Genomic DNA, 8,374 nt, shown 5'->3' on the forward strand with positions numbered 1-8,374 from the left:
GCGGTGACCCGGCCGGGCCGGGGGGCCCGGGCGGTGGGGCGGGACGCTCGGGCACGGCTCGGATCGTACCGGCCGCCGGTCCGGCCCGGGCCGGATCTTGGCCGGGTCATCGGGCCGATTGACGAAAAGGGCAGGTCGAAGGCCGACGCCGCCACCGGAAGCGTGGCCAGGCCGGGTGCCGGCGACGAAAAGCGTTGACGTTCTGTCAACGGGCGCGGGCCACTGCGCGACACGTTGGCACTTGTCCGGGTAGCGACGGTGGTGAAAGCGTGCGGGTACCGCGAACCGAAGGGTGCGACGATGACCTCCGACGACCTGCTGGCCCGGCACCGGGCCGTGCTCCCGTCCTGGATGCCGCTCTACTACGCCGAGCCGATCGAACTCGTCTCCGGCGCAGGCCGTCGGGTCACCGACGCGCAGGGCCGCACCTACCTGGACTTCTTCGGTGGAGTGCTGACCAACATGATCGGCTACGACATCGCCGAGATCCGGGAGGCGGTGCAACGGCAGCTGGCCACCGGGATCGTGCACACCTCGACGCTCTACCTGATCCGCCAGCAGGTCGAGCTGGCCGAGAAGGTGGCCCGGCTCTCCGGCATCCCGGACGCGCGGGTCTTCTTCACCAACTCCGGCACCGAGGCCAACGAGGCGGCGCTGCTGGTGGCCACCAACTACCGCCGCTCGCACCAGATCCTGGCCGTGCGCAACAGCTACCACGGCCGGTCGTACGCGGCGATGGGCATCACCGGCAACCGCAGCTGGTCGGCGAGCGCGCTCAGCCCGCTCCAGGTGGCCTGGCTGCACTCCGGCGAGCGGGTCCGCGGCCTGCTCGCCCGGCTCGGCGCCGACGAGCAGGTCGACGCGGCGGTGGAGGACCTGCGCGAGGTGCTGGCCACCCAGACCGCCGGCGACGTGGCCTGCCTGATCGCCGAGCCGATCCAGGGCGTCGGCGGCTTCGTGCACGCCCCCGACGGCCTCTTCGCCGCCTGGAAGAAGGTGCTCGACGAGTCGGGCATCCTGTTCATCTCCGACGAGGTGCAGACCGGCTGGGGACGCACCGGGGAGCACTTCTGGGGCTACCAGGCACACGGCGTCACGCCGGACCTGCTCACCTTCGCCAAGGGCATCGGCAACGGGTTCGCCCTGGCCGGCGTGGTCGGGCGGGCCGACGTGCTGGAATCGGTGCCGGCGATCAGCTTCTCCACCTTCGGCGGCAACCCGATCTCCACCGCCGCCGGCAACGCGGTCCTGGACTACCTGCTCGACCACGACCTTCAGGCGAACGCGGCCCGCACCGGCGCGATCCTCGCCGACGGCCTGCGCGCCGCCGTGGGCGGCCTCGACTGCGTCGCCGAGGTACGCGGCAAGGGCCTGATGCTCGGTGTCGAGTTCGTCCGGCCGGGCACCGCCGAGCCGGATCCGGCGCTGACGGCTCGCGTCTTCGAGGCGTGCAAGGCCGGTGGCCTGCTCGCCGGCAAGGGCGGGCTGTACGGCAACGTGCTGCGGATGGGTCCGCCGCTGACCCTGACCGAGGAGGAGGCCCGCGAGGGCCTGGCCATCCTGGTCGAGGCGATCCGTTCCGCCGCCACCGCCGCCGAGGTGATGCCCGCATGAACCTCATCGGACACTTCGTGGACGGCAAGCGGGTCGGCGGCACCTCGTCCCGGCGGGGGGACGTCTTCGATCCGGCCACCGGCCGGCGTACCGGCGAGGTGGAGCTGGCCTCCGCCGCGGACGTCGCCGCCGCGGTGGAGGCCGCCGAGCGGGCCGCGCGGAGCTGGCGGGACGCGTCGCTGGCGAAGCGGACGGCGGTGCTGTTCGCCTTCCGCGAGCTGGTGCACGCCCGCCGCGACCAGCTCGCCGAGCTGATCACCGCCGAACACGGCAAGGTGCTCGCCGACGCCGCCGGCGAGGTGCAGCGCGGGCTGGAAGTCATCGAGTACGCCTGCGGCATCCCATCGGCGCTGCGCGGCGGCTTCAGCGAGAACGTCTCCACCGAGGTCGACTCGTACAGCCTGCGGCAGCCGCTCGGGGTGGTCGCGGTGATCAGCCCGTTCAACTTCCCGGTCATGGTGCCGCTCTGGTTCGTCCCGGTGGCGGTGGCCGCCGGCAACGCTGTGGTGCTCAAGCCGAGCGAGAAGGACCCGAGCGCGGCGCTGCTGCTGGCCGAGCTGTTCGCCGAGGCGGGCCTGCCCGACGGGGTGCTGAACGTGGTCAACGGCGACAAGGAGGCGGTCGACGCGCTGCTGGATCATCCGGCGGTCAAGGCGGTGTCGTTCGTCGGCTCCACCCCGGTCGCCCGGTACGTCTACCAGCGCGGCACCGCGGCCGGCAAGCGGGTGCAGGCGCTCGGCGGGGCGAAGAACCACATGGTGGTGCTGCCCGACGCCGACCTGGACCTGGCCGCCGACGCGGCGGTGAACGCCGGGTTCGGCTCGGCGGGGGAGCGGTGCATGGCGATCTCGGCGCTGGTGGCGGTCGAGCCGGTGGCCGACGAACTGGTGGCCCGGATCGCGCAGCGGATGGCCGGGTTGCGTACCGGCGACGGGCGGCGCGGCTGCGACATGGGCCCGCTGGTCACCGCCGCGCACGCGGCCCGGGTGCGCGGGTACGTCGAGGCCGGGGTGCTGGCCGGCGCGGTGCCGGTGGTCGACGGTCGCGAGGTCGACCCCGACGGCGACCCGGACGGCTTCTGGCTCGGTCCGACCCTGTTCGACCACGTCACCCCGGAGATGTCGATCTACACGGACGAGATCTTCGGGCCGGTGCTCTCGGTGCTCCGGGTCGGCTCGTACGACGAGGCCGTGGCGCTGGTCAACGCCAGCCCGTACGGCAACGGCACGGCGATCTTCACCAACGACGGTGGCGCCGCCCGGCGCTACCAGCACGAGGTGGAGGTCGGCATGGTCGGCATCAACGTGCCGATTCCGGTGCCGATGGCGTACTACTCGTTCGGCGGCTGGAAGTCGTCGCTCTTCGGCGACCTGCACGCGCACGGGGCCGACGGGGTTGCGTTCTTCACCCGGGGCAAGGTGGTCACCAGCCGGTGGCTGGATCCGCGCCACGGCGGGGTCAACCTCGGCTTCCCCACCCAGACCTGAGCAGCCGCAGGGTGCCCGCCCCGGCCAGGTACGCCACCAGCGCGGCGGCGGGCAGCCCGAGCGGCTCGGGTGCGGTTTTCGCGGTCGCGCTGTTGGCCGCCATGGCGTACACGACGGCGGCGAAACCGGCGACGGTCAGCACACTGCGGGTGTTCGCCCACCGGCCGGCTGGCCGCCCGTCTCCCCGCGGGCGGCCGGCCGCGCCGCGCTCGCCGGCTCGGCCCTGGGCAGGTCGGCCGGGAGGGCCGGTGGACCGGCCGGTGCGGGCCTCGATCTGACCGAAGATCGCGATCAGCCCGGCGAGCACCACGGCCAGCATCAGCACCCAGGGCAGCCGCCAGGCGAACCAGGCCGCCGAGCCGGCCGCTGGGGTGGGCAGCGCGCCGAGCCCGTACAGCGCGCCCACCAGCAGCACCACCGCGCTCAGGTGCCACAGGAAGACGGTGAGCACCACCGAGTTGACGGCGATCACCGCCTGCCAGGGGCGGCTGCGGTGCAGCCAACGCTCCGCCCGCTCGCGCAGCAGCAGGATCAGGCCGAGCTGGGCGGTGGCCACGGCGAGCAGCGCGACGCTCGGCGGGGCGGCGTTGGCCAGCCGCTCGCCGGGCAGGCTGATCATGTTGACCGGGTAGGGGCCGGGTCCGGTGAGCAGCACCGCGACGGCGAGCCCGCCGGCGATCATCGTCAACGCGGCCCGGCGCGACATGGGCAGGCACCGGGTGCGGATCCCGGCGTGTCCGCCGGTCGGCATGGTGTCCGGTCGGCAGTGGCCCCGGCGGGCGTCGTACCAGGCGAAGCCGAGCTGGTGGATGGCGAGCCAGCCGAACAGGTAACTGGGCAGGGCCACCCCGGCGGGCCCGAGCACGCGACCCAGGTCGCCGGCGGCCACCAGGAGCGCCAGGACCGCCGGCACCGCCAGCCCGAAGCGGCGGTGCAGCGCGTACATCGGCGGGGTCAGCGGCACCACCGCGAAGTAGGCGGCGAGGAACCACAGCGGGATGGTCGCGAACCAGACGACGGTGCGGATCAGGCTCGCCTCGACGCCGACCAGCAGGGCGATCAGCGAGCCGCCGGCGAGCACCAGCACCAGCGCGGTGGTCGGGCGCAGCAGCCGGGCGCTGCGGCCGAGCAGCCAGCCGGTCGCGTCGCCGCCACGGGCGCGGTGCGCCGCGAGCGAGGCGGCGTTGGCGTACCCGCCGACCAGGAAGAACACGGGCATGACCTGGACGGCCCAGGTCAGCGGGTAGGCCCAGGGGATCGCGGGCAGGGCCGAGTGGCCGTCGGGCTGACCGTGCTGGTTGTAGTAGATGGTGGCGATCGTCCAGTGACCGAGGACAACCATGATGATCGCCAGCCCGCGGAGCAGGTCGAGGTAGCGCTCGCGGTCGGCCGAGGTCCGTGCGGCAAGTCGGGCCAGGCGGCGCATGATCCGAGGGTATGCCAGCCGTGGCGGTGACCGGGGTGATAACGGTTCGGGCCCCAGGGCTTGAAGTCGACGCCCCGCTGCCGTAGAAATTCTTCAGCAAGCTATTGAGAACTGAAGACAAACTTCCCCCTGTGCCTCGACCGGCGGCCGCCACCCCCTTGCGGCGACCGCCGCAGACCGGACCCGAGGAGAGAGCATGAACAGGCGTGACATCCTGCGGCGGACCGCCGCCGCCGGCCTGCTGGCCACCCCCGCCGCCGGGCTGCTCGCCGGCTGCGCCACCGGCGGTGGTGGCGACGACGGCGGCGGCGACAGCTACCGGGGCACCAAGAGCGAGCAGAACCCGCTGGGGGTCGCCGAGGATGCGCCCCTGGAGGTGGTGATCTTCAACGGTGGGTTCGGCGAGGAGTACGCCCAGGCGCACCAGGCGATGTACACCGACCGGTACCCGAAGGCGAAGATCAACCACTCGGCGACCCAGGAGATCAGCAAGACGCTCCAGCCCCGCTTCGTCGACGGCACCCCGCCCGACGTGGTCAACAACTCCGGCGCCGGCCAGATCGACTTCAACGGTCTGGTCTCCCAGAACGCCCTCGCCGACCTGGGTGAGCTGCTCGACGCGCCGAGCCTCGACGTCCCCGGCAGGACGGTGCGGGAGACCCTGCTGCCGGGCGCGGTCGAGGTCGGCTCGTACGACGGGAAGTTCCTGGTGATGAACTACACCTACACCGTCTACGGCATCTGGCACTCCACCAAGCTGTTCGCCGACCGGGGCTGGGCGTACGCCAAGACCTGGGACGACCACATCGCACTCTGCAAGCAGATCAAGGCCGCCGGCATCGCACCCTGGACGTACGCCGGGATCCACCCCCGCTACATGAGCTGGCCGGTGATCTCGACGGCGATCAAGTTCGGCGGGCCGCAGGTCGCCACCGCCATCGACAACCTGGAGCCGAACGCCTGGCGCTCCGACGCGATGCGGATGGCGGCCGACGCCTGGCACCAGATCGTCAAGGACCGCTACATCCTGGAGGGCTCGCCCGGCCTGGACCACAAGCAGTCGCAGACCGCCTGGTGCCAGGGCAAGGCCGCCTTCATCTCGTGCGGGTCCTGGCTGGAGAGCGAGCAGGCCGACGTCACTCCGGCCGGCTTCGACATGACCGTGCAGCCGACGCCGAGCCTGGGCGCCAGCGACAAGCTGCCGTTCGAGGCGATCCGCGGCACCGCCGGGGAGCCGTTCATGGTGCCGGCGAAGGCGAAGAACGTCGCCGGTGGCCTGGAATACTTCCGCGTGATGCTGTCCCGCCAGGGTGCCCAGGACTTCACCCGCAAGGTGGCCAGCCTGACTGTGGTGGCCGGCGCCACCGACGGCGTCGAGCTGCCGTTCGGCCTCGGTACGGTGGTCAAGGCGCTGGACGCGTCCGGTACCAACGGCTTCAACTGGGTCTACAACAACTACTACCGCAAGCTGGAGCGCAACCTCGTCGACGCCGCCTGCGGCGAGTTCTTCAGCGGGCGGATCGGCCCGGCGGAGTTCCTCGACCAGTGCCAGAAGGGCGCCGACTCGATCGCCCAGGACAGCTCGATCACCAAGTACAAGCGGGCCGACTGACCTGAGGACCCGTCGTGAAACACGGCAAGTACCCGTTGATCGCCACCTTCCTGGTGCCGCCGCTGCTGCTCTACGTCGTCTTCGTGGTCTCGCCCTACCTACAGGCGTTCCAGATCTCCACCACCGACTGGCTCGGCTACTCCGCCGAGGCCAACCCGGTCGGGCTGGCCAACTTCAAGGCCCTGTGGCGCGACGACTACGTGTGGAACGCGCTGAAGAACAACGCGATCCTGCTCGCCCTGGTGCCGGTGCTGACGATCGTGCTCGGCCTGTTCTTCGCCACCATGCTCAACATGGGCGGTCGCAAGGGCCGGGCCGGGGTGACCGGGGTCCGCGGCACTGCCGTCTACCGGACGGTCTACTTCTTCCCGCAGGTGCTCTCGGTGGTCATCATCGCCCTGCTCTGGAAGGAGGTTTACCACCCGAGCAAGGGCCTGCTCACCAGCGCCACGAACGCCGTGGGGCTGGCCGCGCCGACCTGGCTGGGTGACCCCCGCACCGCCTTCTGGTGCGTACTGGCCGTGATGATCTGGAGCAACGTCGGCTTCTACGTGGTGCTCTTCGGCGCGGCCATGTCCGCCGTGCCGAAGGAGATCTACGAGGCCGTCATGCTCGACGGCGCCAACCGGCTCACCACCCTGCGGAAGGTGACCATCCCGCTGCTGTGGGACACCGTGCAGGTCGCCTGGGTGTACCTGGCCATCTTCGCCCTCGACGGCTTCATCCTGGTCCAGCTGATGACCAACGGCGGGCCGAACTTCTCCACCGACGTCATCGGCGTCCGGATGTACGACACCGCGTTCGGCAGCGAGACCAAGTTCGGGTACGCCTCGGCGATCGGCGTGGTGATGTTCTTCCTCACCCTCTCGGTGGCGGTGCTGGCGCTGCGGATGGGCAGACGCGACAGGATCGAGTACTCGTGACCACACTGGACAATCCCGCCGCCCCGGCATCGGCCGCGCCCGCCGCTGGTGCCGACCGCCCGGTCCGCCGCGAGTTGGGCGTGGTCAACCTGCTGTCGCACGGCTTCCTGCTGTTCTGGGGCGCGGTGACCGTGCTGCCGCTGCTGTGGATGGTGATCAGCTCGTTCAAGAGCAACGCCGAGATCCTGGCCGACCCGTGGGGGCTGCCCGGCGCGCTGCGCTTCGACAACTGGGCGCGGGCCTGGACCGGCGCGCACATCGGCCGGTACTTCCTCAACAGCCTGGTGGTGGTGACCGGGTCGGTCACGCTGACCATGCTGACCGGCGCCACCGCCGCGTACGTCTTCGCCCGCTACGAGTTCCGCGGCCGGCAGGTGCTCTACTACCTGTTCGTCGGCGGGCTGATGTTCCCGGTCTTCCTGGCCCTGGTGCCGCTGTTCTTCGTGGTCCGCAACGCCGGTCTGTTCAACACCTGGACCGGTCTGATCCTGGTCTACGCCGCGTATTCGCTACCGTTCACGGTGTTCTTCCTGACCGCGTTCTTCCGCACCCTGCCGACCTCGGTCGCGGAGGCCGCGCTGGTCGACGGGTGCGGCCATTTCCGGCTCTTCTTCCGGGTGATGCTACCAATGGCGAGACCGGGAATGATCAGCCTGGCCATCTTCAACTTCCTCAACCACTGGAACCAGTTCCTGCTGCCCCAGGTGCTGATGCAGGGCGACGAGTCCAAATGGGTGCTCGCCCAGGGGCTGGCCGCGCTCTCGGTCAACCAGGGCTACGCCGGCGACTACGCGCAACTCTTCGCGGGCCTCACCATCGCCGTGGTGCCGGTCCTGCTGGTGTACGTAGCCTTCCAGCGCCAGGTGCAGTCCGGCCTCACCGCCGGCCAGCTCAAGTAACCCCCGCGTCGGCGCCCCGGGTTACGGCCCGCCCGCGGTCCGTTCCTGATTCCGATCCTGACGCCGGCGAGTGCTGGCCTTCTAATGGTGTCCATCTATCTCCTCGCGAACTGCAAGGAAAGCGCTAGCACCTGGTTTTGAACGTTGAGTGCACCAGGACTGAGAGCGTCTGGCGGCTCTCACCCGCACGCCGTATTTCCAAATGGTGAGATGCCGGCGCGAGATCTTGGACAGTTTCCGTCTTGAGCTAACGGAAACTGTCCAAGATCTGGACCGGACACCGTGTGTGTCGACCGGATCACCCGTCCAAGCCTGCATGGCGAGGCGCCAGATCAGGGATCGAGTGGTGTCGGAATCGAAATGATGCCACTCGATCCGGGATCGAGGATGATCATGCGGCGGTGGGCGGTGGG

6 protein-coding genes are annotated in these 8,374 nt (G+C 70.5%); 5 read left to right on the forward strand and 1 reads right to left on the reverse strand.

Going from position 1 to position 8,374, the window contains the following annotated elements:
- Positions 1 to 300: 300 nt before the first annotated feature.
- Complete coding sequence (locus C1I95_RS29430; RefSeq protein ID WP_111218742.1) at positions 301 to 1,614, forward strand: aspartate aminotransferase family protein; 1,314 nt, start codon at positions 301 to 303, stop codon at positions 1,612 to 1,614.
- Complete coding sequence (locus tag C1I95_RS29435) at positions 1,611 to 3,101, forward strand: CoA-acylating methylmalonate-semialdehyde dehydrogenase (RefSeq protein WP_111218744.1); 1,491 nt, start codon at positions 1,611 to 1,613, stop codon at positions 3,099 to 3,101. The genes C1I95_RS29430 and C1I95_RS29435 overlap by 4 nt, the downstream gene beginning before the upstream one ends.
- On the opposite strand, the gene C1I95_RS29440 is transcribed toward C1I95_RS29435, so the two are convergent.
- Positions 3,073 to 4,527 (reverse strand): acyltransferase family protein, encoded by a 1,455-nt coding sequence (locus tag C1I95_RS29440; RefSeq protein ID WP_111218746.1) that lies wholly within the window; start codon positions 4,525 to 4,527, stop codon positions 3,073 to 3,075. The genes C1I95_RS29435 and C1I95_RS29440 overlap by 29 nt on opposite strands.
- 196 nt (positions 4,528 to 4,723) lie before the next feature.
- Between C1I95_RS29440 and ngcE the strand changes: the two genes are divergently transcribed.
- The 3 genes from ngcE to C1I95_RS29455 are packed head-to-tail and all read left to right on the forward strand — an operon-like array spanning position 4,724 to position 7,961.
- Entirely contained in the window at positions 4,724 to 6,139 is a 1,416-nt protein-coding gene (gene ngcE, locus C1I95_RS29445) for an N-acetylglucosamine/diacetylchitobiose ABC transporter substrate-binding protein (RefSeq protein WP_111218747.1), read from the forward strand.
- A 14-nt stretch (positions 6,140 to 6,153) separates the two neighbouring features.
- Positions 6,154 to 7,062 (forward strand): carbohydrate ABC transporter permease, encoded by a 909-nt coding sequence (locus tag C1I95_RS29450; RefSeq protein WP_111218749.1) that lies wholly within the window; start codon positions 6,154 to 6,156, stop codon positions 7,060 to 7,062.
- Positions 7,059 to 7,961: a carbohydrate ABC transporter permease gene (locus tag C1I95_RS29455; protein ID WP_111218751.1), complete on the forward strand. Its 903-nt coding sequence runs from the start codon at positions 7,059 to 7,061 to the stop codon at positions 7,959 to 7,961. The genes C1I95_RS29450 and C1I95_RS29455 overlap by 4 nt, the downstream gene beginning before the upstream one ends.
- The last annotated feature ends 413 nt before the right edge of the window (positions 7,962 to 8,374 follow it).

The sequence above is a fragment of the Micromonospora craterilacus genome (assembly GCF_003236315.1).
Taxonomy (GTDB): domain Bacteria; phylum Actinomycetota; class Actinomycetes; order Mycobacteriales; family Micromonosporaceae; genus Micromonospora; species Micromonospora craterilacus.